The organism is Novosphingobium sp. NFX11 (genome assembly GCF_057376415.1).
The window spans coordinates 899,268-926,107 of sequence record NZ_CP080385.1 but is presented as its reverse complement, the minus strand read 5'-3'; the positions used below and the strand labels follow the sequence as shown (position 1 = coordinate 926,107).

Annotated in this window: 21 protein-coding genes and 1 pseudogene; 7 read left to right on the top strand and 15 right to left on the bottom strand. The window is 65.0% G+C overall.

The features are described from left to right. Window positions 1-65: 65 nt before the first annotated feature. The 10 genes from KZO24_RS21990 to KZO24_RS21945 all read right to left on the bottom strand — a co-directional run bounded on the left by KZO24_RS21990 (window position 66) and on the right by KZO24_RS21945 (window position 11,908). Entirely contained in the window at window positions 66-1,790 is a 1,725-nt protein-coding gene (locus KZO24_RS21990; RefSeq protein ID WP_486487710.1) for an FAD-dependent oxidoreductase, read from the bottom strand. Continuing rightward, a complete protein-coding gene (locus tag KZO24_RS21985) occupies window positions 1,787-2,377 on the bottom strand; it encodes a gluconate 2-dehydrogenase subunit 3 family protein (protein WP_008828082.1) in 591 nt (196 codons plus the stop codon). Before KZO24_RS21985 ends, KZO24_RS21990 begins: the two co-directional genes overlap by 4 nt. A 1-nt stretch (window position 2,378) precedes the next feature. Next, window positions 2,379-3,281, bottom strand: a complete 903-nt coding sequence (locus KZO24_RS21980; RefSeq protein ID WP_271182235.1) for a 3-keto-disaccharide hydrolase — start codon at window positions 3,279-3,281, stop codon at window positions 2,379-2,381. Continuing rightward, window positions 3,278-3,655, bottom strand: a complete 378-nt coding sequence (locus KZO24_RS21975; RefSeq protein WP_271182234.1) for a c-type cytochrome — start codon at window positions 3,653-3,655, stop codon at window positions 3,278-3,280. Before KZO24_RS21975 ends, KZO24_RS21980 begins: the two co-directional genes overlap by 4 nt. Window positions 3,656-3,716: 61 nt before the next feature. Continuing rightward, window positions 3,717-4,667, bottom strand: coding sequence for an MBL fold metallo-hydrolase (locus KZO24_RS21970; RefSeq protein WP_271182233.1), 951 nt, complete (start codon window positions 4,665-4,667; stop codon window positions 3,717-3,719). Then, the gene (locus tag KZO24_RS21965) at window positions 4,667-5,773 is read right to left on the bottom strand and encodes an LLM class flavin-dependent oxidoreductase (protein ID WP_486487709.1); all 1,107 of its coding nucleotides are present in this window, start codon (window positions 5,771-5,773) and stop codon (window positions 4,667-4,669) included. Before KZO24_RS21965 ends, KZO24_RS21970 begins: the two co-directional genes overlap by 1 nt. Continuing rightward, the gene (locus KZO24_RS21960) at window positions 5,770-6,279 is read right to left on the bottom strand and encodes a V4R domain-containing protein (RefSeq protein WP_459664531.1); all 510 of its coding nucleotides are present in this window, start codon (window positions 6,277-6,279) and stop codon (window positions 5,770-5,772) included. The genes KZO24_RS21965 and KZO24_RS21960 overlap by 4 nt, the downstream gene beginning before the upstream one ends. Beyond that, window positions 6,276-7,691 (bottom strand): FAD-binding oxidoreductase, encoded by a 1,416-nt coding sequence (locus tag KZO24_RS21955; protein ID WP_486487708.1) that lies wholly within the window; start codon window positions 7,689-7,691, stop codon window positions 6,276-6,278. The genes KZO24_RS21960 and KZO24_RS21955 overlap by 4 nt, the downstream gene beginning before the upstream one ends. Beyond that, window positions 7,684-8,997 (bottom strand): MFS transporter, encoded by a 1,314-nt coding sequence (locus KZO24_RS21950; protein WP_486487707.1) that lies wholly within the window; start codon window positions 8,995-8,997, stop codon window positions 7,684-7,686. The genes KZO24_RS21955 and KZO24_RS21950 overlap by 8 nt, the downstream gene beginning before the upstream one ends. 109 nt (window positions 8,998-9,106) lie before the next feature. Continuing rightward, entirely contained in the window at window positions 9,107-11,908 is a 2,802-nt protein-coding gene (locus tag KZO24_RS21945; protein ID WP_486487706.1) for a TonB-dependent receptor, read from the bottom strand. A 192-nt stretch (window positions 11,909-12,100) separates the two neighbouring features. Here KZO24_RS21945 and KZO24_RS21940 point away from each other — a divergent pair, with 192 nt between their 5' ends. From KZO24_RS21940 to KZO24_RS21920, 5 genes and pseudogenes are all read left to right on the top strand, one after another. Next, a complete protein-coding gene (locus KZO24_RS21940; RefSeq protein ID WP_486487705.1) occupies window positions 12,101-12,802 on the top strand; it encodes a GntR family transcriptional regulator in 702 nt (233 codons plus the stop codon). Window positions 12,803-12,852: 50 nt separating this feature from the next. After that, window positions 12,853-13,629 carry an HpcH/HpaI aldolase family protein gene (locus tag KZO24_RS21935; protein ID WP_486487704.1) on the top strand — a complete coding sequence of 259 codons (777 nt, stop codon included), beginning with the start codon at window positions 12,853-12,855 and terminating at the stop codon, window positions 13,627-13,629. A gap of 128 nt (window positions 13,630-13,757) precedes the next feature. Beyond that, entirely contained in the window at window positions 13,758-16,562 is a 2,805-nt protein-coding gene (locus KZO24_RS21930) for a TonB-dependent receptor plug domain-containing protein (RefSeq protein WP_486487703.1), read from the top strand. A 71-nt stretch (window positions 16,563-16,633) separates the two neighbouring features. Continuing rightward, window positions 16,634-19,087 carry an arylsulfatase gene (locus KZO24_RS21925; RefSeq protein ID WP_486487702.1) on the top strand — a complete coding sequence of 818 codons (2,454 nt, stop codon included), beginning with the start codon at window positions 16,634-16,636 and terminating at the stop codon, window positions 19,085-19,087. 557 nt (window positions 19,088-19,644) lie between these two features. Next, window positions 19,645-19,913: pseudogene (locus KZO24_RS21920) on the top strand (DUF6429 family protein). Between the two features lie 680 nt (window positions 19,914-20,593). Here the strand turns inward: KZO24_RS21920 and KZO24_RS21915 are convergent. Continuing rightward, window positions 20,594-21,010, bottom strand: coding sequence for a hypothetical protein (locus KZO24_RS21915; RefSeq protein ID WP_486487701.1), 417 nt, complete (start codon window positions 21,008-21,010; stop codon window positions 20,594-20,596). Between the two features lie 263 nt (window positions 21,011-21,273). On the opposite strand from KZO24_RS21915, the gene KZO24_RS21910 reads away from it, so the two are divergent. After that, a complete protein-coding gene (locus KZO24_RS21910; RefSeq protein ID WP_486487748.1) occupies window positions 21,274-21,615 on the top strand; it encodes a winged helix-turn-helix transcriptional regulator in 342 nt (113 codons plus the stop codon). A gap of 249 nt (window positions 21,616-21,864) precedes the next feature. Here the strand turns inward: KZO24_RS21910 and KZO24_RS21905 are convergent, their stop codons facing one another. The 4 genes from KZO24_RS21905 to KZO24_RS21890 form a co-directional block, all read right to left on the bottom strand. Continuing rightward, window positions 21,865-22,815: a SphA family protein gene (locus tag KZO24_RS21905; protein ID WP_486487700.1), complete on the bottom strand. Its 951-nt coding sequence runs from the start codon at window positions 22,813-22,815 to the stop codon at window positions 21,865-21,867. A gap of 33 nt (window positions 22,816-22,848) precedes the next feature. Next, entirely contained in the window at window positions 22,849-23,322 is a 474-nt protein-coding gene (locus tag KZO24_RS21900) for a flavin reductase family protein (RefSeq protein ID WP_486487699.1), read from the bottom strand. Between the two features lie 3 nt (window positions 23,323-23,325). Further along, on the bottom strand, window positions 23,326-24,546 hold the full coding sequence (locus tag KZO24_RS21895) for a styrene monooxygenase/indole monooxygenase family protein (protein ID WP_486487698.1): 1,221 nt from the start codon (window positions 24,544-24,546) through the stop codon (window positions 23,326-23,328). Window positions 24,547-24,651: 105 nt separating this feature from the next. Next, window positions 24,652-25,455, bottom strand: a complete 804-nt coding sequence (locus KZO24_RS21890) for an SDR family oxidoreductase (RefSeq protein ID WP_486487697.1) — start codon at window positions 25,453-25,455, stop codon at window positions 24,652-24,654. A gap of 248 nt (window positions 25,456-25,703) precedes the next feature. Here KZO24_RS21890 and KZO24_RS21885 point away from each other — a divergent pair, with 248 nt between their 5' ends. Then, complete coding sequence (locus KZO24_RS21885; RefSeq protein WP_486487696.1) at window positions 25,704-26,684, top strand: AraC family transcriptional regulator; 981 nt, start codon at window positions 25,704-25,706, stop codon at window positions 26,682-26,684. The last annotated feature ends 156 nt before the right edge of the window (window positions 26,685-26,840 follow it).

The window sequence follows — 26,840 nt, the reverse complement described above, 5'->3', positions numbered from 1 at the left end:
GCTTTTGGGGGGCGTAGAAGTAAGATATACAGCAAAAATATCACCCTAATGCATTGAAACAATAGCTAGATTTTCCCTTGCTTGATCTCGTCGACCGCATATGCGGCAGCCCGCGCGGTCATCGCCATGTAGGTGAGTGAAGGGTTCTGCCAGGCGCTTGACGCCATCGCCGATCCATCGGTCACGAATACATTTTCGACCGCATGCATCTGGTTGAAGCCGTTGAGCATCGAGGTGGCCGGATCGCGGCCCATGCGCACACCGCCCATCTCGTGGATGGCGCCCTTGATCGCATAACCCTCGCCGGGACGGGAGACGACCGTGGCGCCGAAGCCCTCGGCCATCTCGACGCTTTGCGCGATGGCGTCGTCCAGCAACTTGCGCTCGTTGGCGCCGAAGCGCAGGGCGACGCGGATTTGCGCGATACCGTCCTTGTCGCGAGCCGCGGGGTCCAGCGTCAGGCGGTTTTCGGCATCGGGCAAAGTCTCGGCGAACAGGTTGAAGCGCAGGCGCCAGTCGCCGCGCTGGCGGGCCTTGCGCTTGAGGTCGTCACCGATGCCCGCGCCGAAAGCCCCCGCTTCCCAGCTGGCACGCGCGGCGTCGAGCTGGATGCCGTAGCCGCGCAGGAACGCGGGCGAGGTGTCGCCCCCGACGTTGCGGAAACGCGGGATGAAATGGTTGGTCGGCCGGAAGCCCGTGTAGTTGCGGTCCTGATAGCCCGGCACATGCGCGACGACCTGCACGCCCGAGGCATGGTCCATGATGTAGCGGCCCAGCACGTCGCTGGTATTGCCAAGGCCGGTGGGGAACGCCTCGCTGGTGGATTGCAACAGCAGCGCGGTGCTGTTGAAGCTCGATGCGCACAGGAAGATCGTGCGCCCGGTCACCGTCGTGGTCGCGCCGGTAGTGGTATTGCGCATGCGCACGCCGCTGGCGCGCCGGGTTGCGGGATCGTGTTCGATCGACACGACGCGGCTGTCGGTCAGCACCGTCAGCAGCCCGGTCGCCTGCGCGGCGGGGAGCGTGGAACTCTGCGTGCTGAAATAGGCCCCGAAGGAACAGCCACGCGCGCACAGGTTACGGTACTGGCAGTTCGAGCGGCCTTCGTCCGGCTTTGCCTCGGTCATGTTGGCGAGGCGGCTGGGAATGAACTTGCGACCGGGATAGTGCGCCTCCATCCATTCCTTGAATTTCTGCTCGACGTGGTTGAGCGCCATCGGCGGCTGGAACTGGCCGTCGGGCAGATGGGCGATCCCCTCGGTGCTGCCCGAGACGCCGATGAAGCTTTCGACATGGTCGTACCACGGTGCAAGGTCGGCGTAGCGGATCGGCCAGTCGGTGCCATGGCCGTCCAGCTTGTTGGCGGTGAAGTCGAGGTCGCTCATGCGGAAGCACTTGCGGCCCCAAACCAGCGAGCGGCCACCCATCACATAGGCGCGGGTCCAGTTGAACGGTGCGTCCTGCGGCGTCTGGTAGGGATGATCCTCCGGTGCCACGAAGAAGCCCGGCGCCTGGGTCAGCGGGTAGAGCGAGGACGCACCGTTGAGGTTGGCGTTGCTCATGCCATAGCCGGCGAGGCCCTCATGAGTGGCGGCGGGATCGCGCTGGGCGCGGTAGTCGAACTCCCAGGGCGCCAGCGTTTCGGTTGCGTAATCGGTGCCGTGCTCGACCACGCGGCCGCGCTCGATCATCGCGACCTTGAGGCCGCGCTGGGTCAGTTCCTTGGCCGCCCAGCCACCGGTGATGCCCGAGCCGATCACGATCGCATCGAAGTCCTTCGAGATACTCATTGGCCAAGCACCGTTTCGTTGCAGTAGTTTCGCCAGTCGGCGGCAAGCTCGATATCGGGCGCATAGCCGCCGGGCACCAGTTCGAAGCGCAGGTCCTGCGAGCCACCGGCTTCGGATGTATAGAAGCCCCAGACCGTGATAGCCTTGAGCAGCCGGTAGGTTGCTCCATCGGCATCGTCCGCGCTGGTGGCGGGCACGCGGCAATCCTTGCGGCCCAGCATCGAGGCGGCGTCAACTTGTGCAAGGACGGTGTGCCGCACGGGCGCGGGGGCCGCCGCGAAGGGCCGACCCGCAGCCGTGTCGAGCACCCGCTCCAGCCCGTCGATAGAGGTGCGCAAGGCGGCGATCTGCGCTTCGTCGCTGGCGCGCACGGCAATACGGTCAATGAAGGCGGGCACGCCGGCGGCCAGGGCCCCGGGGGTATCCGTGGCCGGGATGATGGTGTCGCAAAAGGCGGACAGGAATCGCATCTGCGGCGCCGTCAGGGCGCTTGCCGCAGGCGCGGGTGCAGCCCATGCCGCCCGCGCACCGCTCAGCGAAAGCGAGGCGGCGAACAGGCCCGAGACGAGGAACAGCCGACGGTCCATGTTACTTCGCGTCCTTGGGCAGTTCGCGGATCGCGATGTTGCGCCAGCGCAGCACGTCGCCCGGCCGCCAGCGCTGCCAGCCGCCATGGACCTGCAGCGCGATCGGTCCCGCCACCATTCCCCCGACCGCATGGTTGGCGGTGTCGGTGGTGTCGCTCACTTGCGTGCCGTTGATCCACACCGTTACATGGGGGACATCTCCGGCCACGCGGATCCGGACGTGGTTCCATTGCTCCCGCTTCCAGAAGTCGGGAACCGGTTCGATCGGCGGATGCGCATAGTCGGGTTGCGGTTTCGCCGCCGCCTGCGCGGGATCGAGCTTGGGCGAGGTCGCCGGGACCTCACCCACCTGGACGCCGCCTTCACCGATGAAACTGCCCAGGTTCAACCCCGGCCCGGCCGTGTAGGCGCGGTCGCTCGAAACGTAGTCGAGCGTGACTTGATAGCCAGCGCCTTCTTCGGTGGTGCGGAAGAATACGCCGCTGTCAGCACTCCAGTCCGGCTTGAAGTCGAAAGAGAGTTCGAAATTGCGGTACTTGCGATCGGTGACCAACTGGCCGCCCTGGCCCGGGGCGCTCTGCATGCCCATGAGGATGCCCTGACGCACCTCGAAGACGGGTGCGGTGCCGTGGCGGGATGTCTTGCTGACGTGCCATCCGGCGAGGTCACGACCGTTGAAAATTGGCGTGAAGCCCTCGGGAATGGCGACCGGCAGCGGCGGTGCCTTGGCTTTGCCGTAGTCCGGCACCGGCGGCAATCCGGGCGCGAGCGCGCGGAACGGCAAGGTGAGACCCGGCGATATCTCGCGCATCTCGACCCCGTCCTTATCGGGAGCGGCGAGCGCCGGCATGGCTGCTAGGGTAGCATGGCCGACCAGCAGGGTGGCGATCCGGCGCACGGTCACTTGAGCCCCAGCAGGTAGTCCGCAAGCGCGGCGGCCGCCTTGGGGTCGGAGGTCCCGGCATAGGCCATCTTGGTCCCCGGCACGACGGTGCGCGGCTTGGCGAGGAAGGCCATCAGCGTCTTGCGATCCCACACCAGGTCCGACTGCTTCATCGCCGGCGAGTAGGCATAGCCCGGCAGCGTCCCGGCCTTGCGGCCGCCAACGCGCCAAAGGGTCGGGCCGATGGCGGAAGGAGCCTTGTCGGTGGTCTTGTGGCAGACCTTGCACATGGCGAACTGCGGCGGCGGGGCGCTTTGCGCCGATGCTGCGCTCGGCAGCAAGGTGGCGCCTGCGGCTACGACGGCCGCGCGAATGAGAGTTCTCGTATAAGTCATGGAAGCTCCGTTTCTGTTCTTGCGGCCCGTCCGGCAGGTCATGGCCCACCCGGTTCGAGGTCTATGGGTAGTCGCGTGCAAGGGCGACCCGGCTGCACTGCGCGGCCACTTTCAAGGCCCGTTGCACCGTCGCCTGGCCCGTCACGAAGGGAGAGGTTGCCCCTTTCCGCTCCGCGGCGATCTTCGCGAACGTATCGTCGAACACCGGATGGTTGGACAGCCAGACGTCCGCACCCCGCTGGCGCGCAAGCCCCGCGAACCGCTCGGCCGAGGCGGCCATGCCCGCGTACTGCTCGCGCGTCCGGGTATTGAACGCGGTGCCGCCCCACAGCGCGGCGACATGGCGCTCAGCCCCGTCGTGGACGGGGAACAGCAGCGACAGCGTGCCGGGCGTGTGGCCGGGCGTTTCGATCAGACTGATTACCGTCCTGCCCAGGGCCAGGTCCATCGCCCCATCGACAACGATGTCGCGGCGAGGTTTGGGATCGGTCCAGCGGGTGGTCTGCGCGATCACGTCCCAGTCCTTGCGGCTCGCCACAACCCGCGCGTCGTAAGTGTCCTGCAGGTAGCGCGCGCCGCCGTAGTGATCACCATGGCCATGAGTGACGACGACATAGCGGATCGTCGCCGGATCGAGGCCGAGCGCCTTGAGCCCGTCGACGATCTCGGGACCGACCGAGTAATCGAACAGAGCGTCGATCAGGATGAGGCCCTCGTCGGTCTTGAGCGCCCATGCGGAAACGCCCTGCTGACCGACGTAATAGAGATCGTCGAACGCCTTTGCCGGGGGCGAATACCAGCTCGCCCGATCGGCCACGTTCTCCGCCGGCGGGTGCACGACATCGACGGGGCAGAGCACATCGTAAAGTGCGCGGAGGTCTTTGCCCGCCACCGCTTCGGCGCTGCGCATCTTCGGGTCAGGAGCCGAGGCCGGTGCCGGCGCGGCGCCAATTGCCGTTGCCATCATCGCGGCGACCAGGGCCACGCCACCGATCAAGGCTTGCTTGCGCATCAGGCCGCTTCCACGGCCATGACATCTTCGCGCAAACCCATCTCGACCAGCAGCGGCAGGACGTTCTCGCAGAAGTAAGGCAACTCCTCGCGGTAGTTCACGAACGACAGCGCGATGGCGGAGAAGCCGGCCTGCGATATCTCGGCCATCTGCCGTGCGATCGTCTCGGGCGAGCCTACCAGCGGGAAACTGCCGGCCCCGCCGGCGAAACGCTGGCGGTAGAGGCGATAGCTTTCGTCATCGTGCGAGCCGGAGAATTTCTGCTTTGAACTCATATGCTGCTCGACCCCATCGTGGTCGGCGTTGGTGAGGGCATAGTCTTCGTAATAGGCCTCGGCCTCAGCGTCGGTGGGGCGGCACACCACGTGGCAAACGGTGCTCACGCCGACCTCGCGCCCGGCAGCGGCGGCGCGCGTGGCGATGTCGGCGATGTGGCGCTTGCCTTCCTCGATCGTGGTGAAGGTCGTGAACAGCTGGTCGCAGGCATTGGCGGCGAAGTCGCGGCCCGGCGGGCTGAAGGCGGCGTTCATCGTCACCGGGCGCGGCCTTTGCAGGGCGACGGGGCGAGTGATCGCCTGCTTCAGCTTGTAGAAGCGGCCTTCGAAGTCGATGGGACCATCGGCGGCGTAGAGCTTCTCGATCACATCCAGCCATTCGGCGGCGCGGGCATAGCCGTCGTCGTCCAGCGTCATGCCAAACATGCCGAACTCGCTCGGATTCCAGCCGCACACGATGTTGAGACCGGCGCGCCCGTGCGAGACGTGGTCGATCGTGGCCAGCGCCTTGGCCGCGAACAGCGGGTGGACGAGCGGCACGTGCACGGTGCTGAACAGCGCGATGCGGCTGGTCGCAGCCGCAAGCGCCGAGGCCCAGGTCAGCGTCTCGAACGACCATTCGCGCGCACGGGTGGCACCGCCGAAACCCTGCCAGCGGGCGATCGGCAGCAGAAAGTCTAGGCCTGCCTCGTCGGCGGTCCGTGCCGCGGCGAGGCAGTCGTCCCAGGCGGCGGTCCAGCGTTCGGGCACGGTGGTCAGGGACAAGCCGCCGTCGGCGTTGCTGGCAAAGGTGCCGAGCTTGAGGCGGTTGGGGCCGAGCATCGGATTCATGCATTATGCTCCATTGGAATGGCGAAGTGGCAGGTGGTGCCGCCGTGCTGCGCGGCGCACCGGGTTTCGGTGGCGGTGACGGGCGAGCCGCTCATGATCGTGCCGACGGCCGAGAGCATCCCGGTCATCGCCGTGCACACAGGCTGCGCCGCGCCGGTCAAGGGGGCCGCGAAGGGGCTGTCCTCGACGGTGACGCGGATGGCGTCCGCTTCGTGGGCTACGGTCCAAAGGCCCCAGCCCAGGTCCGGCGCGGTCTGAGCCACCACCTCGACCAGCGGGCGGCTGGCGGTCTTGTTGTAGGTGCCGGCCGATCGCCCGCCGAAGTCCAGCACGGAGGCGTGGAGCGCCGCCAGCATCTCGGCCTGCGCACCGGGCGACAGGCGCATGATTGCACCCATGAGCGCGTCGGGCCGGATCAGCATGTAGCGGATTGCGCCGTCGACCACCTGGCCGGGCACCGCGCTCCAGTCGAGCCGATCGCGGAAGGGAGGGATAGTCGCGCTCATCCCAGGATGCGCCCACGCCCGAGGATGCCGCGAGGATCGAGCGCCTGCTTGATCGCGCTCATCGTCGTCAGTTCGTCGGGCGTGCGCGTGCGCGAGAGCACCTTGCGCTTCTTGAGGCCGATGCCGTGTTCCGCTGAAACCGAGCCTCCCAGGTCGGAGACGACGCCGTAGACGAAGGCCTCGACGGCTTCGACCGTCTCCGCCGTCGCACCCGGCACGTCGGCGATGAGGTGGATGTTCCCGTCGCCGAGGTGGCCGTAGACCAGCGCCAGCGAGCCGGGATGGCGCGCCTCCAGGCCTTGGGTGATGCGGCTCGCAGCTTCGGCCAGGTCGCTGACCGCGAAGCTGATGTCGAAGGCGATCATGTTGGGAACGAGGCGCGGGAACTCACCCGGCGCATCGCGCACCGCCCAGAAATCCAGCGCGGCGCGTTCTGACATCGCGACCGCCGCGTCCTCCAGCACTTCCTCTTCGAACATGCGGGCGAGGAAGGCCTCGAACTGCTCGCCCTGCGCCTCTGGATCGGCGCCGTCCGTTTCCAGCAGCACATAGAAGCCGTGGCTCCCCGCCAAAGGACGGCGCAGTTCGGGGAAGTTGCCCAGCACATAGTCGTGGTAGCTCGGCCACATCACCTCGAACGCCGATACCCCGCCGGCGAGTTCGGACTGCGCACGGCGCAGCAGCGTGGTGACAGCCTTGAAGTCGTCCAGTCCGCACCACGCGGTCGAGACTCCCAATGGGCGAGGACGCAGACGCAGGACTACGCGGGTGATGATACCCAGCGTGCCCTCGCTGCCGATCAGCAGGTTCTTGAGATCGTAGCCGCTGTTGTTCTTGAGCATCTTGTGCAGGCCGCTGATCACGCGGCCATCGGCGAGCACCGCCTCGACGCCGAGCACGAGGTCGCGGGTCATGCCGTACTTGATCACGCGGTTGCCGCCCGCATTGGTCGCCAGCACGCCGCCGATGGTGCAGCTTCCCCGCGCGCCGAGGTCGAGCGGGAAGAAGTAGCCCGCCGCCAGCGCGGCTTCCTGAACGCTCTGCAGCACGCAGCCTGCCTGGACGGTCATCGTCGCCGAGACTGCATCGACCTCCTCGATCGCCTTCATGCGCTCCAGGCTGACGGCGATCTCGCCATCGAGCGCGCTGGCACCGCCGGCAAGGCCCGTAAGTCCGCCCTGCACGGTCACCGGCTGCCCGGCGGCGTGGCAGATCGCCATGGCCTGCGAGAGTTCTTCGGTCGAGCGGGGGCGGATCAGGGCGAGGACGTCGCCCGAGGGAATACCGCTCCAGTCGGCGAAGCGGCGCCCGTCTGCTTCTTGTGCGAGCGTGACGATGTCGGGGCCAAGTGCGGCGAGCAGGCGCTCGACGACGTCGGTGGTGGTGGTGGAAAGGGCGGTGGTGTCAGTCATGGGCGGGTGCTCGCGTCAGGAACGAAAGAACTATCGCGGCGAGCAGCATGGTCGCGGCGAAGACGTACATCGGGATATCGAAGGCGCCGGTGGCAGTCTTGATCCAGCCGACGAGATAGGGCGAAAGGAAGCCGGGAATGTTGCCCAGCGCCGAAATCAGCGCGATAGCGGCGGCGGCAGCGGTGCCGGTGAACATCGCCGTCGGCAGGTTCCAGAACACCGGCAGCGAACCCATCGTACCCGCCATCGCCAGCGAGCAGCACAGCATCGCCAGCGGCATGCTGACGAGCGCCGCCGGGCTCACGGCCCAGCCGAAAGCCGAGACCAGCGCCAATGCGATCAACAGCGGGCCGACGTTGCGCAAGCTCGACACCCGCGAAGCGAGGGTGAGCATGGTGGCCACCCCGACCAGCCAGGGGATGGTGCTGAGCACGCCGATCATCAGCGGGCTGGCGATGCCGGCGCTCTGGATGATGGTGGGCAGCCAGAACACGAAGCCGAAGAACGAAGTGCCGTAGCAGCCGTAGACGAGGCTGAGCGCGAGGACCCGGCCGTTGGTCATGACTGAGGACAGCGGGGCATGGCCAGTTGCGGGGCCAGCTGCGGGGCCATCCTGCGCGACGATGGCGGCCAGGCGGTCGCGCTCTGCGGGGGTGAGCCAGAGCGCGCTGGCAGGTCCGGCGTCGAGGCGCTTCATGCAGGCGATGCCCAGCAGCACTGCCGGCGTACCTTCGATGATGAACAGCCATTGCCAGCCGGGCAGTCCGCCGAAATCATGCAGCGTCTCCAGGATCAGGCCGGAGACCGGTCCGACGACGACGCCGGCCACCGCGATCGCGGTCATGAAGATCGCCGTCATGCGGGTGCGCCGCGCGGCCGGGAACCACAAGGTGAGATAGAAGATCACACCCGGGAAGAACCCGGCCTCGGCCACGCCGATCAGGAAGCGCAAGGTGTAGAAGCTGGCGGGCGTGCGCACGAACAGCATCGCGATCGACAGCAGGCCCCAGGTGATCATGATCCGCCCCAGCCACATCGGCGCGCCGAATTTTCTCAGCGCGATGTTGCTGGGCACTTCGAACAGCACGTAGCCGATGAAGAACGTGCCCGCGCCGATGCCGTAGACCAGCTCGCTGAACCCCAGGTCCTTGAGCATGGTGAGCTTGGCGAAGCCGACGTTCATGCGGTCCACCTGGGCGATCAGGTAGCACACGAACAGAAACGGCAGCAGGCGGCGCGCGACCTTGGCGAACAGGGCGGCGTCGCCATCCCCCGCCAAAGTGGACGCTAGGGCGGGCATATCCATGGGTGTGGCTCGTTCCATCTCGTAAAACTGTCACCAGTTAAAGGCGTCTGGGGTCATGGAAGCGAGGGCCCGGCCGGTCATGGCCGACCGGACCCTCGCGGCTGGGAGCTTAGAACTTGAAGCGGACGCCCACCTTGCCGGCGCGGCCGATCGCATCGTAATATGCGAAGTTGGTGGCGCCCACGCCGTAGACGGGAACCAGCGGCGGGTCCTTGTCCAGCAGGTTGTTGATCACCGCGAAGATTTCCACGTTACCCAGGTCGCTGTCCAGCAGCTTGTACTGTGCCGAGAGGTTCACGTAGAGCCGGCTCGGCACGGAATTGTCGTTGATATCGACGCCTTCGACATAGGTGTTGTCGTACTTGCTGGCGCTGATGAAGCGGCCCTGCAACTGCATCCCGAAGCGACCGACATCGTAGCCGAGGTTGGTGTTGACGATCCAGCTCGGCACGCTGGCGACGGTGTTCACCACCTGCCCGTCGAGGCGGGTGGTGACGAGGCCGTCGCTGGTGGTCGACTTGATCGTGTAGGTCGCGAAGGCGCGCAGGCTGACGGTGCCGGGCAGCGAGGAAATTTCGTCCAGCGGCTGGCGGTAGCTGAACTCGATATCCACGCCCCGGTTCTTCAGGCTGGCGACGTTGATGTACTTGTTCGTCACCGAGGTCACCACGTCGCTGCTATTGCGCACGATCTGGCTGCACAGCACGGTTTCGCCCGTCTGGCAGCGATCGAGGATCGACTGGAAGGCCAGCGTCGAAATTGCATCGTTGATCTTGATGTCGAAGTAATCGACCGCAAGGCGCAGGTGCGTGCCCGGCGTCAGGACGATCCCGGCGGTCAGCGTATCGGCCTTCTCCGGCTTGAGCGCTGTGTTGCCTGACGTGATCGTGGGCATGAAGTAGCTGCCGCCGGTCTTGGGATCGCGCAGCGTGTTCTGGCCAAACACCGAGGTGCTGAACAGTTCGGTGATGTTGGGCGCGCGGATATCGCGCGAGCGAGTGGCCCGAAGGCGCAGGAAGTCGTTCACTGCCCAGTCGAGGCCCGCCTTCCATGTCGTGACGCTGCCCGAGGTGCTGTAGTCGGTGTAACGCACGGCACCGGTCACATCGAGGCGCTGGGCGAAGGCCCAGTCCTTGATCAGCGGCACGTTGACTTCGCCGTAGAATTCCTTGGCGTTGTACGATCCGTGCAGCGGCTTGGGGTTGGCATAGTCCCACAGCGAGGCCTGGGACGCCGTATCGGAATCGGCGTTCACCTGCTCCTTCCGGTACTCGGCACCCAGCGCCACCTGGAGCGGCCCGGCGGGCAGTTCCAGAACCTTGCCCTGGATGTTGAAGGCGGCGGCGTTCTGCACGGTCTTCTGGCGCAGCCAGGCGGTGCCGGTGAAGTAGTCGGTCGAGGCCGGATTGAAATTGCCGACGCCGAACGGGTTGAACGCCAGGCAGGACGTGCCCGGGTTGGTCAGCGCAATGCGGCACACGGCCTTGCCGGTCGCCGGGTCGATCACCGAATCGAGCGCCTGGCTGAACAGGGCGGACTGGCGCAGGCCGTGGATTTGCGATCTGTACTTGGTCTCGCCGTATTCGTACGAGGCTTCATAGGTCCAGTCGGAGCCGATCTTGCCTTCGGCACCCAGGACGGTGCGGAAAGTGCGGGTGGACAGTTCGGTCGTGACCTGACCGATATCGCCGCTCCAGCGCCCGAAGCTGACCGACGACAGGTTGTTCGCCACCATCGCATCGCGGACCGCCTGAGGCAGGAAGGCGTTGTCGACCGCGATCTTCAGGTTGCCGTAGTTGTAGGCGTTGGCGCTCTGGCCGTTCACCTGGCTGTCCGAATAGGACACGTCGGCGAACAGGCGCAGTGAATCGGTGGCGTCGAAGGCCACCCGGCCGTAGCCGATCTTGCGCTCCATCTTCGGCAGCAGGTCGAAGCCACGGTAGAAGTAGCTGGCGCCGTCGCCCCCGATCATCAGCTGGCTGCCGGCCAGTTGGCCAACGGTGAAAGGCGTGGGCGTGCCGTCGGCGGCGAACTGCACGAGGCGGGAATCGCTGGTGCCGGTGAGCGAGCCCCAGGTCAGGCCCGAAGTGATCAGGCCGCCGTCGGTCTGGCGCGAATCGTGGACGTTGTTGGTGATCACGCGGGTGGGCGTGCCGTTGCCCGGAGTCGGGTTTACGACGAGGCCGGGCTGGCGGCGGCCCCAGTCGCGGGTAAACTGGTCGCCCGCACCTTCGTTGTCGTAGTATTCGCCGGCGGCCATGAGGTGCAGGCGATCGTCGAGCAGCGAGCCGCCGACGAGCAGCGCGGCGCGGTATTCGTTGGCGTCGTTCTTCTGCGACTGGCCATACTGGATATCGCCGTGGATTCCCGTGAAGTCCTTCTTCAGGATCAGGTTGACCACGCCGGCCACGGCATCCGACCCGTAGCTGGCCGAAGCGCCGCCGGTCACCACTTCCGTGCGATCGATCAGGATCGAGGGAATATTGTTGAGATCGACCTGGCCGGTGCCGGCGGACGGCACGAAGCGCTTGCCGTCGACCAGCAGCAACGTGCGTGAACTGCCCAGGCCGCGCAGATCGACGAAGTTGGAGCCAGCGATCTGCGAGCGGTTCGACGATCCCTGCGGCGTCTGCGCCGGGCGGAACGAAGGCAGTTCGTTGAGCGCATCGGCGACGTTCGATTGGCCGCGCTGGTTCATATAGTCGGCGCCGAGCACGGTGACCGGAGTGGGTGCGCTGGAGCCGTCCCGGGCGATGCGCGAGCCGGTGACGACGATGTCGCCGGCGGGCGACTCGGCAATGTCGGGGTTCGGCGCGGACGCTTCCTGCGCCAGCGCAGGTGTCGCTGCGGCCAGTGTGAGTGCAAGTGCGCTGGCTCCGAGCCAGCGGTTATGTGCGATCCCTGTATGCATTGGAAACTTCCCTCATCGTTTCGAATACTGATATGCATAACAGAATATGGATTTGCGCGGCCGTCAAGGGTGTGATCCTTAATTATTTTGCCATAATCTCCTAATTTGCGTATTTTTGCATGGACAAGCGATCTATAAACCGTATTCTGTTACGCACTTGTTAGGCGGCATGTCTTGAAAGAGAATACGGATATGACAGTGCATCAGCTCGATCGTGGGGCGCGCGGAACGCCCGCTTACATGGAGGTGCTCGCCCGCATTCAGCGCGGCGACGTGGGGCCGGGCGACAAGCTGGTCGATACCGCGCTGGCCACGGAACTAGGCGTGTCGCGTATGCCCGTTCGCGAGGCGCTGCTGCGGCTGGTCCATGAAGGATACCTCGTCGGCACCACGCGCGGCTTCATGCTGCCCGAACTATCCCAGAAGGACATCGCCGACATCTTCGAGATCCGTAAGATGCTCGAGCCGCGCGCTGCGGCGGCTGCCGCATACAATCTTGACGCGCAAGCCGTGGCCGATCTCGAAGCGGCCTATCGCATGGCCTGCGACGCGGTGGAGCAGGATGAGCCGCTCGCCCTGATGCAGGCCAACACGCGCTTTCGCCAAGCTTGGCTCAACGCCGTGCCTAACCCCCGCCTGGCCGCGACGATCGGCCGCTTCGTCGACCACGTCCAGACCGTGCGGATCGGCACGCTCCACGACAAGGAAACGCAGATGGTGGTGATCGCGCTGCTGACCGACTTGCTGGAAGGCTTCCGCGTCCGCAATTCCATCGCCGTCTACGATCTGATGACCCGCTTCGTCGATGTCGCGCAGGGGCGCTTCTTCGCACTGATGGAGAAGACGCGGGGCGATTTCGACAACAAGGACATTGTCTCGGGCGGAGCTCTCTGAACTCGCCTCCAGCCGGACCCCATTCAAGCCGGATCTATTCAAGGATGTACATGACCACCCTCAATCCAGTGCTCGCCAATGCGAGCGACATGCGCGCGGCTCTCAAGGCCGGGGGCATGATCACATCGTGGTTCGCGATGGGTTCGGTGCCGCTGATCGAGATCGGCGCAATGGACTATTTCGACGCTGCCATCATCGATCTCCAGCATGGCCTGTGGGATCGCATGACCTCGCACCTCGCCGTGAGCGTGCTGGGCCCCAAGCCGGCGATCATGCGGGTGGCTGCCAACACCATGCCGGCGATCGGCGAAGCGCTCGACAGCGGCGCCGAGGGCGTGTTGGTGCCGTTGGTCGAAACGGCCGAGCAGGCCCGCGCAGCGGTGGCTGCAGCCACGTTCCCGAAGGACGGCATCCGTTCGGGCGGCGGCGTGCGCCCGCTTGCGGAAGGCTTCACGCGCTATCACAAGCGCAGCATCAATCCGCTGATCGGGGTGATGATCGAGACTTCCGCCGGCGTCGACAATGCGGCCGAGATCGCGGCGGTCGACGGGGTCGACTTCGTCTTCATCGGGACCGGCGACCTGGCGCTGTCGCTCGGCTGCTTCCCGCAGATCGACGAGCGCCACGAGCAGGCATGCCAGAGCGTATTCGAAGCCTGCAAGCGTGCCGATACGCCGTGCGGTATCTTCACCACGACTGCCGAAGCCGCCGCAGCGCGGATCGAACAGGGCTACGCCATGACCGTAGCCGCGAACGACGTCGACATCCTCCTGCACGGGTTCGCGCAGGCCGGTCAGGCCGCGCGCAAGGTCGCCGCGCACGCCTGACCGGGAAGGCCCGACGCTCCGGCGTCGGGCTTATATAGTTCAATGCTAAAATAAAACGGGGGCGGAGCTCAAGGTGCCAGCGCGAGGCAAGGCGCGCATTCATCTCTTGGACAAATGGGGGAAACATCATGCTTTCCAAATTGCATCTGAGGTACGACGTTCTGAGCTGCACGGCCAGTTTCGCTGCGTTGTCGGTCGCTCTGGCCAGTCCTGCGACGGCGCAGGTTGCAGTGCCGGTGGGGGCACAGTCCGCTGCAACCGATGCCGAAAGCCCGGCGCCTGCCGGCGATATCGTCGTAACCGGCACCCGCATCGCCCGCGATGGTGCATCTTCTCCCACGCCGCTCACCGTACTGGGCGGCGACTACCTCGCTGCCCGGGCGACCAGCAACGTCGCCGATGCGCTCAATGAACTGCCTTCGTTCCGCGCCACCACCTCGTCGGCCAGCACCAGCTCCACCGCGACGCAGGCCGGTACGAACTTCCTCGATCTGCGCGGCCTTGGAAGCAACCGCACGCTGCTGCTCGTCGACGGCAAGCGCCACGTGTCCACCGCGATCACCGGCCAGGTCGATATCAACATGATCCCGACGCTTCTGATCGACCGGGTGGAGGTCGTCACCGGCGGCGCTTCGGCGGTCTATGGTTCGGATGCGGTCGCGGGCGTGGTCAACCTCATCTACAAGAAGAACTTCACGGGCCTGGAAGGCGATGCGCAGTACGATGTGGCGCAAGTGGGCGATGCGCAAGGCTATCGCTTCGCGCTGCATGGCGGCACAGCCTTCCTGGAGGACCGTCTCCACGTGTCCGGCGCGGTCGAGGTGTTCCACAACGACGGTATCGGCAGCATGTATACGCGCGACTGGGGTCGGCGCGAATACGGCATCCTGACCAATCCCGCGCGCGCCATCAATGGCCTGCCGGTGCGCATCATCTCCGACCATGTCCGCACTTCGACGATGACGCCTTACGGTCTCGTCACCTCGGGTCTGACCTACGGCGACCTGACCGGGACCACCGACGCCCGCCGCATCCAGTTCGCGGCCGATGGGACCCCGGTGCCCTTCAATCAGGGCACGCTGGCCGGTTCGCAGTATATGATCGGCGGCGACGGCGCTGGCCAGGGCTTCCTCAGCGACTTCTCGCTCGCACCGCGCATCTCGCGCCAGTTGGCCAGCGGCGACATCCACTATGACGCTGGCGACGGGCTGGAGTTCGGCACCGCGTTCTACTACGCTCGTTCGCGCGCGTCGGGACAGGCGATCGCGCCATTCGACTTCGGCACGCTGACGATCCAGCGCGACAATGCGTACCTGCCCGCCGCGCTTGCCGCAGCAATGGATGCCAAGGGCCTGACCAACCTCGGCTTCGGGCGCCTGTCGCTCGACGTCGGACCGAACACGTCCGACAACACCACCCAGACCTACCGCTCGGTCACCGACGCCAAGGGCCGCATCGGCGCCTGGAAGTGGGACGCCTACTATCAGTACGGCAAGACCGACTATGTCGGCCGCTTCAACGGCGTGCGCAACAATGCGCGCTACCTGGCCGCCATAGATCCGGTCATCGACCCCGCCACCGGCAAGGCGGTGTGCCGATCGACCTTGACGGCGCCGAGCAACGGCTGCATCGCCTACAACCCGTTCGGCGATACCAATTCGACCGCCGCCAAGGAATACCTGACGGGCGACCAGTACTATCACCTCGTCACCCAGCAGCACGTCGCGGCGGTGAACTTCACCGGCCCCGTCGCGGAACTGTGGGCCGGCCCACTGGCCGCATCGCTCGGCGCCGAATATCGCCACGAACAAGCGAGCGCCACCGCCGATGCCGCTTCGATCGCCGGCGCCTATGCGGCCGGCAACTACAAGCCGATCGACGGTCGCTACAGCGTCAGGGAGGCGTACCTCGAAATGGAACTGCCGGTCGTGCGCGACCTGCCGTTTGCCAAGGCGATCGACCTCAACGGCGCGGTCCGCTACGCCGACTATTCGACCAGTGGCGGCTACGTGACCTGGAAGCTGGGCGGCACCTGGGATATCGGGTCGGGCCTGATGGTGCGCGCCACCCGATCGCGAGACATTCGCGCGCCCAACATCTCCGAACTCTACGCCTCGTCCGTTACACGCATCACCAGCGTGACCGATCCGCAGAACGGCAATGCCTCGATCTTCATTCCCACGCTGACCTCGGGCAGCACCGCGCTCAAGCCGGAGAAAGCCAACACTTTCACCGCCGGCGTCACTTACGCGCCGACCTGGATCAATGGCGTCCAGCTTTCGGTCGACTACTACGACATCAAGATAAACGACGCCATCACCAGCCTGACGGCGCAGAACATCGTCGATCGCTGCTATGCCGGCGACCAGAGCCTGTGCGGCCTGGTGGTTCGTTCGGGTGGTACGATCTCGCAGATCAACATCAACCAGATCAACCTCGCCTCGTTCGCTACCGCCGGCGTAGATTTCGAGCTGTCATATTCGACCGATCTGCTGGGCGGCCGGTTCTCCTGGCGCAACCTGCTGACGTACGTGGACAAGTTCGAACAGAGCAATGGCGCGGTCGTCACCAACCTTGCCAACCAGTTCAACGGCGCGGGCGTAGCGCGCTGGACCGGCAACTCGACCATCGCCTACCAGCACGGCCGCGTCGGCGGCTCGCTGGTCGGGCGCTTCGTGGGGGCGGGCAAGTACGACAACCTTTTCGTCGAGGGCGTCGATATCAACGACAATACCGTGTCCTCGCGGTTCTACCTCAACCTCAACTTGCGCTACGACCTGACCGATGACGGTTCGGTGCAGATCTACGGCGTCGTCAACAACCTGCTGGACACCGATCCCTCGATCGCGCCGCAGACGACGACGGTAACCAATGTTGCCTACTTCGACGAAGTGGGCCGCGCCTTTCGAATTGGTGCGAAGTTCAAGTTCTGACCTGACGGGGGCGCCGTGTCGCGGCAGGCGCGGTGCCTCACCAGACGAGACAACAAGGAGTGAAGGCAGGCATGTTTGGCAATGGATCTCTGCGCAAGGCACTCGCGCGATCGAGTGCGATCCTGACCGTAAGCTGCGGCATTGTTGCCGCGGCCTGTGCCCAGACCAACGTACCTGTGGCACCCGCGTCGAACATCCAGACCAGCACACCCGACGGCCGGTCGCGCGAAGTGTTGCCGATCATCGACAGCCCGTTTCGCGGCGTCACCGGGACCACTGTTGCCGAATCCCGTCCCGACTGGCCGGTGCCCGTCGCTGCACCGGCCGGGGCGCCCAATGTCCTGCTGATCATGACCGACGACGTCGGCTTTGCGGTGACCTCCGCGTTCGGCGGCGCCATTCCCACGCCCAACCTCGATCGCCTCGCCAAGCGGGGCGTGCGGTACAACAACTTCCACACCACCGGCATGTGCTCGCCCACCCGCGCGGCGCTGCTGACCGGGCGCAACAGCCATGCGGTGGGCAGCGGCGCGGTGACCGACGTGGCGTCGGGCTATCCGGGCTACAGTTCCATCATTCCGCGCAGCGCCGCTTCGATCGGTGAAGTGCTGCGCGACAACGGCTACAACACCGCCTTCTTCGGCAAGCACCACAACATTCCCTCATGGGAATCCTCGCTGTCAGGCCCGTTCGACCACTGGCCCACCGGGCTCGGCTTCGACTATTTCTACGGGTTCGTGATCGGGGATACCAACCAGTGGAACCCCCGCCTCTATCGCAATACCCTCTCGGTCGACGCACCGGCGCTGCCGCAGGGCCAGACGCTGGATTTCGCGCTGGCCGATGACGCGATCCACTGGATCCACCAGCAGAAGGCGACTGGCCCGGACCGTCCATTCTTCGCCTACTTCGCGCCCGGCAGTGCCCATGCGCCGCACCAGGCCCCTCCCGAATGGATCGCCCGCTTCAAGGGCCGGTTCGACAGGGGCTGGGATTCGCTGCGCGAAGAGAACTTCCAGCGCCAGAAGCGCGAAGGGGTGATCCCGGCTAATGCCACGCTGACGCCGCGCCCGGCCGAAATCCCGGCGTGGTCCTCGCTTACACCCGTGCAGAAGCGGGTCTATGCCCGCTACATGGAAGTGTTCGCGGCGATGATCGCCTATCAGGACGCGCAGGTCGGCCGCATCCTCGACGAACTCGACCGCATGGGCCAGTCCGACAACACCATGGTCCTCTACCTCGTGGGCGACAACGGCCCCAGCGGCGAGGGCGCACCGGCCGGGACGCTCAATCAGGTCCAGCACATGAGCCATGATTTCGAGCAGAGCGCCGAAGAAGTGGCCGGGGTGATCGACACAATGGGCGGGCCGGACACCATCGAGCTATATCCCGCCGGGTGGGGCTGGGCGATGGGCACGCCGTTCCGCTACATGAAGCAGTTGTCCTCACACCTCGGCGCCATCCGCAACGGCATGGTCGTGTCGTGGCCGGGGCACCTGAACGATACCGGGACAGTGCGCACGCAGTTCGCCCATGTGACCGACATCTTCCCGACCATCCTCGAAGCCGTGCGCCTGCCGGTCCCTCGCCAGGTCAACGGCATCGATCAACAGCCGGTCGACGGCGTAAGCCTCGACTACACCTTCACCCATCCCCGCGCGCCCGAGCAGCACAAGGTCCAGTACTTCGAGATGTTCGGCAACCGCGCGATCTATGCCGACGGCTGGATGGCGAACACCACCCCGCGCCGGATGCCCTGGGAAATGGGCAATCCCGGCGGCAACCCCTACACCGACTACAAATGGGAACTCTACGATCTCGCCAGGGACTTTAGCCAGTCCCGCGACCTGGCCAGCGCCAATCCCGCCAAGCTGGCGCAGATGCAGGCGTTGTGGCTGGAGGAGGCGCGGCGCAACCACGTGCTGCCGCTCGACGACAACCTCGCGAAGTCGCGGCTCGGCGCCTCGCATGCCCACTATGCCTCGGGGCGCACCTCGTTTGCGTACTGGGGCGGGAACCTGAGCATCAGCGAGAACCAGGCGCCCAGCTTCCGCAGCCGTGCATTCACCATCTCCGCCGACGTGACGCTCGACGTCGAGCGCGCCACCGCGCCGATCCTGGCGCGCGGCAGCCGCTTTGGCGGTTGGGCGTTCTATCTGCGCGATGGCGTGCCCGTTGTGCGTCAGGCCTATACGCAGCGCCCGCAGGATCAGGCCGAGATCGTCGGCAAGATCGCCCTTGGTCGTGGCGCTTCGAACATCGGGTTCGCATTCACTCCGGACGGAGCCGGCAAAGCGGGCGGTACGATGTGCATGACCGTTAACGGTGCCGAGGCAGGGTGCAGCCATCTCGATTATGCCGATGTCAAGGATGCGGGCCAGGGCGAGACTATGGACATCGGCATCGACACCGGTGCGCCTGTATCCACGGACTATGCGGCCAATGGTCCGTTTCCGGGCGCAATCCACAAGGTGCAAATCGAGCTTACAGGCAAGTCGGAAGCCGAAAAAGACAAGAAATTATAATAAATTAACTATCAGTATAAATAACTATCATGATAATGCAGGATTTGTTCTCACGATTTCGTGAACGGATTTTTCGCTCCGTGGCATCCTTATGCGTGTCGTCATTTGCATAGTTCGCCTAGATCTGTATAAAGTTTGTGCTATTCATAAGGTGGTTGGATAATTTATTCTTAACGAAGCATCTCTGTGCTCCTGGTCGCGGCAACGGGCTGTCAGGCTTCGTCACCGATGGAATAGCGTTCGAAGCGAATGACCCACGAGGGAGGAGGCATTTCGATGAGGAGGAGTATCGGTCAGCGCAGGTAAAGAAACGACGGCTTTCAGATCCGGCGTTACAACTCATCAGTATCCGAAATAGCGGTGCCAACGGAAGGCAGGTTCGCTCCCACGGATCGTCCGGAATCGACGCCTGGTACCTCGGGGCCGACAGTCTCAAATGTTCCAATGTCGCCGCTTGCCACCAACCACAGCCGTTCCGTCTATCGATCCGTTAGCCTGCGTGGTGGCGCCGAAGGTTACGCCGTGAGATATACAGATGACGCCGTGAGGAACTGCTGATGGAAGAGCAAGATATTGATGCCGACCGGATCGATGACGCGGTGCTGGCATTGATGTTTCTGACACTGCACGATCTGGATCGGTTGTCAGGGGCCTGTAGGGCCTGGAAGTCCTTTGATTGATCTGCCTTAGGACGTTGCACGAACTAGGGTTGATCCACGATCCCGTGGGTAAAGCCAAGTCGGTGGTGCTTACGCCATTCGGCCGCGAGCGCAGCGAACAGCTCTTTCACCGCCTGTTTTGTGTTCGCGGCGAGCGCTTGCTCTAGTAGCGCCTTCGGCCGTCAGGCTTTAGGCAGCGCGACGCCAAGCGGCTTTCCTATGCTAATCCTGCGCCGACACATCTCTTTCCTTTGGCGCGTGAGATACCCGCTATTTCGGGGAAGGCGAGGACGAGAGGGAGTGGCATCTCAGGGTCGTGCTCTGATCGCGCTCTACTTCCACTCCGCGTCAGCCGTGCCACTTGGGGGCGTCTCGTCGGCATAGCCGAGAGACTATGCGTGACGGGCAGCATCCTTCTGAGAGCAGGCCGGACGAGCGGCTTTGCCGCTCGTTAGTGGTCGCGACACCTCCGGCGCGCGGCGGCGCAGGGCCTTTGGCGGCATCAAAGTGATTGGTAGGCGTCGCAGCCCTATAGCCCCGCTTCGCCGCAGTGCAACCCGTCCGCCTCGCTTGCCGGGTCCTCCGCTTCGTCGCGGCCTTGTCAGGTGCGCCACGCCTTGGCCGGCGGGGCTAATGATCGCAGCATTCGGCGCTGCGGCGCCAAGGCCAGTTGAAATAGCAGGAACGATACTGTTTATATGCACCTCCGTCCGCGTCAGGAGCGGTAACGGAAGACTTCAGGACATCACGCGGACCAACCCCAAACTCGTCGGCGAATCCGGTGTGCGCATGAAGGTGCTTTCGGGGGTGGCGCGGAACTGCTGCCTCTGAAGATTTGCGTTGACGGCTATGGTTTGCGGGCTTCATTCACCGAGTTGGGCGGCAGATAGCGTCCGGCCAGATGATACCCTTCATGCCACGCGATCGCATTGAAGATCAGGGATGATCCGATCTCTACCGTCAAAACCTCAAGCAGCCAGAGAAGATTAGCCAGAAGTCCCCGAGCAATTACGATGGCGACTGCTCCAAAGACGAACAAGAGCCAACCATGAAAGAGTCGCATCAGCTTGCTTTCGTAAGGCAGCACAACGAAATTGTCGGCGATGTCGGATTTGACTTTCCACCCCACTACGACCACCCGGTCACCATCGATTATCGGCAGCATGGGAGCGGGATATCGGAACCACTCGTGGCCAATCCGGAATGTGATGGCGTGAAAATCGGTGAGGGGATGTTGGTGCTGACGTCGCTCGATCGAGGTCACCGCGCCCTTCCGAACGATTCAGGGATTGAGCCAGGTCATTGGCCAGTTCCCATCTTGCCGCAGCCCTCGACCTTCGCCTCGGTATTCGTCCTTTGGGTTCCGATTTGAGCCTGGGCTGCGACAACGAGGATGTCGAAGCAAGCCGCAGATTGACGGTCTGCCCGTTGATCCGACCATCGTCAAACCAGACGCCCCCGCCTCTGATCTAAGTAACCCTTTGCGGATCAACGGCAAAATAACCGGCCGGGATATGTGTGAAATGGATGTTGCCCGAGCCGGTAAGGTCGGTGGTGCACCCGTTCCTGGACACTTGGTTCTCAGCCTCTGCGATCGCTGCTTTCAGTGTATCCACCGGGATTGATTGGAACGCGATCAGCACCTGTTTGCGGGTAGCCTTAAGCGAGAAAATGCTGACGCAGCGGCTGACCGAATTGCAGGCGCTCGCGCTCATGGAAATGGTGATGTATTCTCGTTCGGAGGTGCGGGCCTACGAACTGACCATGCGTGGTCAGATGCTGCACAAGGTCTTGAGAGTCGTGCGAGAGCTGGGGCAGGGCAGCCTCTTCGTCGACCGAAGTTGTCGTATTCAAAGGACGGGTGCCTGAATGAAAGGGCCGTTCAATGGGTCTCGACGTGCGAATGTCGCTCGACAAGGCTAAGTCTTGAAGGCGAGAGGGCTCCTCCGGTCGAAACGGTTTGTCCGCCATCGCGGGTGGTAAGCCGCCTAGGGCCAGTTCTGCCAAAGGTTGCCAGGCGGGGATGGCAACCAGCCGTTCGGCTATGCGCTCCTTTTCGTCTTTCAAACCGCCATTTTGCATTCCTTTAAGCTCTCGCCTTATTTCTCTTGGTTCCGATCAGAGTGGCAGGACCATCTTCAGCCAAAGCCGTTCGCCCTGCGGTCGGTACTCGGCATGGAATTCATGCTGCCAGGTGCCGATGATCTGTGCCTTGCCGACCTGATAGCTGATCGACGGCCCCGCCGCGAAGACCTTGCCGCGAAAGCCGCGCAGCGCGTCGATGGTGGCCTGCGCGCCCGCGTCGGAAACCTTATCATCGCTCGTCTGGGTGTAGAAGTAGCCTGCCGCGCCCAGCTTCAGCTTGCCGATCTGCTGGCCCACCGCGAAGTCCGCGTGGAACTCGTCGCCTGACCGGTAATCGGCGCCGGTCGGGTTGAATGGCGTGACCATCGCGTTCGTATTGCGGAAATTCATATCGTACATCAGCTTGAGATCGGCGGAGAAACCGCTCTTGCCGTAATAGGCAAAGGCGACGACCGGCTCGACGCTCCAGTAGTTGCGGCCGATGTTCGACAGCTTGCGCGGGTTGTAGCGGCCCACCGGCACCGTCACGTCGACGCCCGTGGTGATGTGGACGCCGCTCGGGAAATGCCAGCCCAGCATGACCGGATCGACGATGATGTCGCCGATGCCGGTCGTCTCGTCCGCCATGCCCGCCGCGCCGACGCGCAGGTTCACCACCGGCACGATCGCCTGCATTGCCCAGCTCGCGCCGAGGATGCGTTTGTCGGTGACGTGGACGATGCGCGCGATCGCAGCGTCGGCGCGGGCGTGGAAGTCTGGCAACTGACCGGAATCGCCGTTGCCGTCGTTGAAGCGGTCGGCATCGTAGTGCTCGACGTAGCCGAGCAGGTAGGTACCGGGCGGGGGCAGGGCGGCGCCGGAATAGCCCTCGGCGCCGTTGGGGTAAACGCCGCCGCCCGCTTCGGTCGCAAGCGCGGGATGGGCGGCCAGTGCGCCTGCGGCCAGAGCCAGCTTCAGCGCGGTCTTCATCGTCCTCATGGTCATTGTGTTTTCCCCGTCGTTGTTTTGAGTGTCTGGTCAGGCGGCCCGGTCGATCTGCCGGTATTGTCCGCCGTAGAAGAGCAGTGGTTCCTCCTCAGCGCCGCCGCGCTGTGCGTGGTGCAGCACTTCGCCGACGAACAGGCCGTGGTCCCCGGCGGGGAAGACGTCGCGCAAGGTGCAGACGAGATGGGCGAGGGCGCCCTCGATCAGCGGCACCGCGCCGTGACGGGTGAAGGGAATTTCGGCCGCCCCCGGTCGTCCGGCGAAGTGGTTGGACAGCCCCTGCTGCTCCGCGCCGAGGATGTTGAGACCGAATTGCCCGCCCTCGCGCAGCATGGCGGCCATGCGTGCGTGATTGCCGATGCTGACGAGCACCAAGGCGGGGTCGAGCGACACCGAGGTGAAGCTGTTCGCGGTCATCCCGTGGACCGCGCCTTCACGCTCGCAGGTGACGATGGTGACGCCGGTGGCGAAGCGGCCGAAAGTGCGGCGCAGTTCGATACGGTCCATGGCTCACACCGTTTCCGCGAGGAAGGCCGCAGTCAGCGCCGGGTCGGCGATGGTCGGGAAGAACCCGCGCGGATCGTCGAAGTTGTTGGCGAACCAGTGCGCCACGCGCGGCTGCGCTCCGGCCGCGCCGAGCAGTTGGACCATATGCTGCGGCGGGGGCTGCAGCATGCCGTTGGTCCATGCGACCACATCGCGGGCATAGTCCCAGTAGCGGTCGAAGGTGCGCTGCATCCACGCCGCGTCGAAAGCCTTGTCCTCGTTTTCCCGGATCGAGGCGAGGTAGGATGCGGCGCACTTGGCGGCGTTGTTGGCCCCCTGACCGGTGATCGGATCGTTGAGGCAGACCGCATCGCCCACGCCCAGCGCCTTCGCGCCCGAGGGCAGCGTCAGCACCGGCTTGCGCACCGTCGGCGGGAAGCGGCCGCAAAGCGCACCGAGATCATCGGTCAGCGTGCAGTCGCGGCTGCGCTCGTATTCCCAGGGCAGGAAACGCTTGAGGATGTGCTGGCTGATTTCCAGATGCTCCTCGGGGCTGGCCCCGGCGCTCCACAAGTCCATCGGGCCGCCGGGGATCGCCTCGAAGACCATGATCTCGCACGGGCCGCTCAGCGTCAGCGCGGGGAACACGAAGTATTCACCGATGCCCGGGATCAGGTTGAAGTTGACCGCGCTGTATTCCGCGCGTGGGCGCATGCCGTGGACGTAAGTGAGCGCGAGGCTGCGCATCGGTTTGTCGAAGGGGGACTTTTCCGCGTCCCGCTCGAACAGCCGCCCGACTTCCCCCTTGCCCGAGGCGACGAGCACGAGATCGCATTCGCGCGCGAGGTCTTCCAGTTCGGCGATACCGGCATCGACGATGCGCAGTTCGCCGCCGCGCGCCTCGAATTCATCCATCCAGCGCGGCATCTTCACGCGCTGGTCCACCGACTGCGCCGGCGCATCGAGCCGTGCAGACCAGTCGAGCAGTTTGTCCGGACCTTCCCCCGCCAGCGCGAAGCCGATGCCCTCCACCGGCGGGCAGGCATCATCCCAGAAGGCGATGCCGAGCGCCCTTTCGTGCGATCGGGCGGTGTCGAACATGCACTGGCTCGACGTGACGCGCCCGGCGGCGATCTGCGCGCCGGTGAGGTTGGAAAGCATGACCACCTGATGGCCGCCGTCCAGCAGCCCGATGCCCAGCTGCAACCCTGCCTGTCCTGCTCCCACGATGCCGATCTTGGTCATCTTGCCCAGCCTTTTCCTGTGATTGATCGAATGACCACAGGATAGGTAGGGCGGCCGCGCGGGCTCTATGCAGCCAGTGCAGCCGCCATTCGGCCAGTGCCGAAATCAGATCACGCTGCCCGAGCCGCCGGTCAGCTTGGCGATGGCAGGTCCGGCCTGCTCCGGCCCCATCGCCAGATAGCCGCCCTCCACCCGCAGTTCGGAGCCGGTGGTGAAGCTGGCATGGTCCGAACACAGGAACAGAGCGCCGTCGGCCACTTCCTCAGGACGCCCGAGACGCCCGAGCAGGTGGAACTCGGCGGCCACCGCATCGGCCTTCGCCAGATCACCGCTCGAAAGCCCCGCGATCGGGTCAGACCATGTCCAGCCCGCCACCAGCGCATTCACGCGGATACCGTGCGGCGCATAGTCCAGCGCCTGCTGCTTGGTCAGGTGGAGGATGCCCGCCTTGGACACCGGATAGGTCCAGCGGCCGGCCTGCGCGGCATGGCTGCTGATGCTGGCCATGTTGACCACGCTGCCGCGATTCTTAGCCAGATGAGGCCGCGCCATCTCCACCAGGATCGCCCCGCTGACCAGATTGACGTCGAGCGTCTCCAGCCACTCGGCCCTGCTCGATGCCGCGCCGTTGTCGACGTAGGAGCAGGCGTTGTTGACGATGCAGTCGATACCGCCGAACGCCTCCACCGTGCGCGCCACCAGCGTCGAAAGCGCGGCGTCATCGCGGATGTCGGTCTCCACCGCCAGCGCCCGCGTGCCCAGTTCGCTCGCCAGTTCCTCAGCCGGAGCGCCCGAGCGCGCCGCGATCACCACGTTCGCACCTTCCTCGTGAAAGCGCCGGGTCAGCACCTTGCCGATGCTTGCCGCGCCGCCGGTGATGATGACTGTCCTGCCTGTGATACCCTTCATGTCGATCGTCCTTGCCATGCTTCGATGGCGCCGGTCTGGTACCGGCGACGGGCGCGGGGAAGGCGCCGCAGCGCCTGCCGCGCGTTTTGCAGCGCCGCGCGCACAGGCGCTGCACTTTGCGCATGGTCGCGGTCCTCAAGCGGGACTCCTTATCCGATGGAATGGTTGCAGATGGCAGCATTCCGTGATGTACTTTCGCCATAACGATGACGGGCCGAAAGCCCGACCATGACGGGGAGCACAGGCTCATGCTGGACGGGACATTCCGCCCGCTGAGCGGCCATCGCCTGTTCGCGTCGACCGATGTCGACGATGCACGCGACACGGTCGCTCGGATCTATTGCGACCATCTCCTGACGCCGTGCGAGCGCGGCGGGCGGGTCGATGCGTGGCAGAACGCGGTGCGGCTCAAGCGCACCACGCTGAGCGCGATGAGCTACGGCGCCGACGTGCGCGTGGAGCCGTCGCGGCTAAGCGACTTCTACCTGCTGATGCTGCCCTATTCGGGCAAGGCGGAAGTCGAGGCGGGCGGGCGACTGGTGGCCGCGCACGGCGAACTCGGCACGATCCTCAACCCGACCGAGCAGGTGGCGATGCGCTGGTCGGCCGATTGCGCCAAGCTGATGGTGCGCATCGAGCGCGCCGCGCTGGAGCAGCAGCTGTCCGCGATGCTCGGCCGCCCCTTGCGCGAACCGCTCAACTTCCGCCTCGCCATTCCGAAGGACGGGCCCGGCGCCAGCTGGTGGCCCTTCGTGCAACTGCTCATCAGCCATGTCGAGCATCAGGGGCGCAGCGGCGCCAATGCGGTCAGCCTCGAACTGCTGGAAACCGCGCTGCTGACGAGCCTGCTCGAAGGACAAGTGCACAATTATTCGGACAGCCTGCACTCGCGCGCCTGCACCGTGGCGCCGCGCCATGTCCGGCTGGTCGAGACCTTCATCGAGGACCACGCGGCCGACCCCATCGGCATCGAGGATCTGGTGAAGGCCAGCGGCGTCAGCGGCCGCGCCCTGTTCGACGGGTTCCGCCGGTTCCGCGACACCTCGCCGATGGCGCACCTGCGCACGGTGCGCCTGCGCCGCGTGCGCGACGACCTGCTCTCGGCCAGCGAGGGTGTTACGGTTTCCGCCGTCGCCAGCCGCTGGGGCTTCTTCGAATTCGGCCGCTTCGCCGGGCAATACCGCCAGCTGTTCGGCGAAACGCCCTCCCAGACGCTGCGCCGCCGCTGAAACGGAAAACGGGCGCCTCCCGCAAGGGAAGCGCCCGTTTCATTCCATACCCATACCTTCGTCATTGCGAGCGTAGCGAAGCAATCCAGGGCGGCTTATGCGGCCTTGGATTGCTTCGCGGCTTCGCCGCTTCGCCGCTTCGCCGCTCGCAATGAC

Excerpts from the sequence above, each read along its gene's own strand:
- KZO24_RS21990 (WP_486487710.1), bottom strand. The coding sequence starts at position 1,790 with ATGAGTATCTCGAAGGACTTCGATGCGATCGTGATCGGCTCGGGCATC.
- KZO24_RS21985 (WP_008828082.1), bottom strand. The coding sequence starts at position 2,377 with ATGGACCGTCGGCTGTTCCTCGTCTCGGGCCTGTTCGCCGCCTCGCTT.
- KZO24_RS21975 (WP_271182234.1), bottom strand. The coding sequence starts at position 3,655 with ATGACTTATACGAGAACTCTCATTCGCGCGGCCGTCGTAGCCGCAGGC.
- KZO24_RS21970 (WP_271182233.1), bottom strand. The coding sequence starts at position 4,667 with ATGCGCAAGCAAGCCTTGATCGGTGGCGTGGCCCTGGTCGCCGCGATG.
- KZO24_RS21965 (WP_486487709.1), bottom strand. The coding sequence starts at position 5,773 with ATGAATCCGATGCTCGGCCCCAACCGCCTCAAGCTCGGCACCTTTGCC.
- KZO24_RS21960 (WP_459664531.1), bottom strand. The coding sequence starts at position 6,279 with ATGAGCGCGACTATCCCTCCCTTCCGCGATCGGCTCGACTGGAGCGCG.
- KZO24_RS21955 (WP_486487708.1), bottom strand. The coding sequence starts at position 7,691 with ATGACTGACACCACCGCCCTTTCCACCACCACCACCGACGTCGTCGAG.
- KZO24_RS21950 (WP_486487707.1), bottom strand. The coding sequence starts at position 8,997 with ATGGATATGCCCGCCCTAGCGTCCACTTTGGCGGGGGATGGCGACGCC.
- KZO24_RS21945 (WP_486487706.1), bottom strand. The coding sequence starts at position 11,908 with ATGCATACAGGGATCGCACATAACCGCTGGCTCGGAGCCAGCGCACTT.
- KZO24_RS21940 (WP_486487705.1), top strand. The coding sequence starts at position 12,101 with ATGACAGTGCATCAGCTCGATCGTGGGGCGCGCGGAACGCCCGCTTAC.
- KZO24_RS21935 (WP_486487704.1), top strand. The coding sequence starts at position 12,853 with ATGACCACCCTCAATCCAGTGCTCGCCAATGCGAGCGACATGCGCGCG.
- KZO24_RS21930 (WP_486487703.1), top strand. The coding sequence starts at position 13,758 with ATGCTTTCCAAATTGCATCTGAGGTACGACGTTCTGAGCTGCACGGCC.
- KZO24_RS21925 (WP_486487702.1), top strand. The coding sequence starts at position 16,634 with ATGTTTGGCAATGGATCTCTGCGCAAGGCACTCGCGCGATCGAGTGCG.
- KZO24_RS21910 (WP_486487748.1), top strand. The coding sequence starts at position 21,274 with ATGTTGCCCGAGCCGGTAAGGTCGGTGGTGCACCCGTTCCTGGACACT.
- KZO24_RS21905 (WP_486487700.1), bottom strand. The coding sequence starts at position 22,815 with ATGACCATGAGGACGATGAAGACCGCGCTGAAGCTGGCTCTGGCCGCA.
- KZO24_RS21900 (WP_486487699.1), bottom strand. The coding sequence starts at position 23,322 with ATGGACCGTATCGAACTGCGCCGCACTTTCGGCCGCTTCGCCACCGGC.
- KZO24_RS21895 (WP_486487698.1), bottom strand. The coding sequence starts at position 24,546 with ATGACCAAGATCGGCATCGTGGGAGCAGGACAGGCAGGGTTGCAGCTG.
- KZO24_RS21890 (WP_486487697.1), bottom strand. The coding sequence starts at position 25,455 with ATGAAGGGTATCACAGGCAGGACAGTCATCATCACCGGCGGCGCGGCA.
- KZO24_RS21885 (WP_486487696.1), top strand. The coding sequence starts at position 25,704 with ATGCTGGACGGGACATTCCGCCCGCTGAGCGGCCATCGCCTGTTCGCG.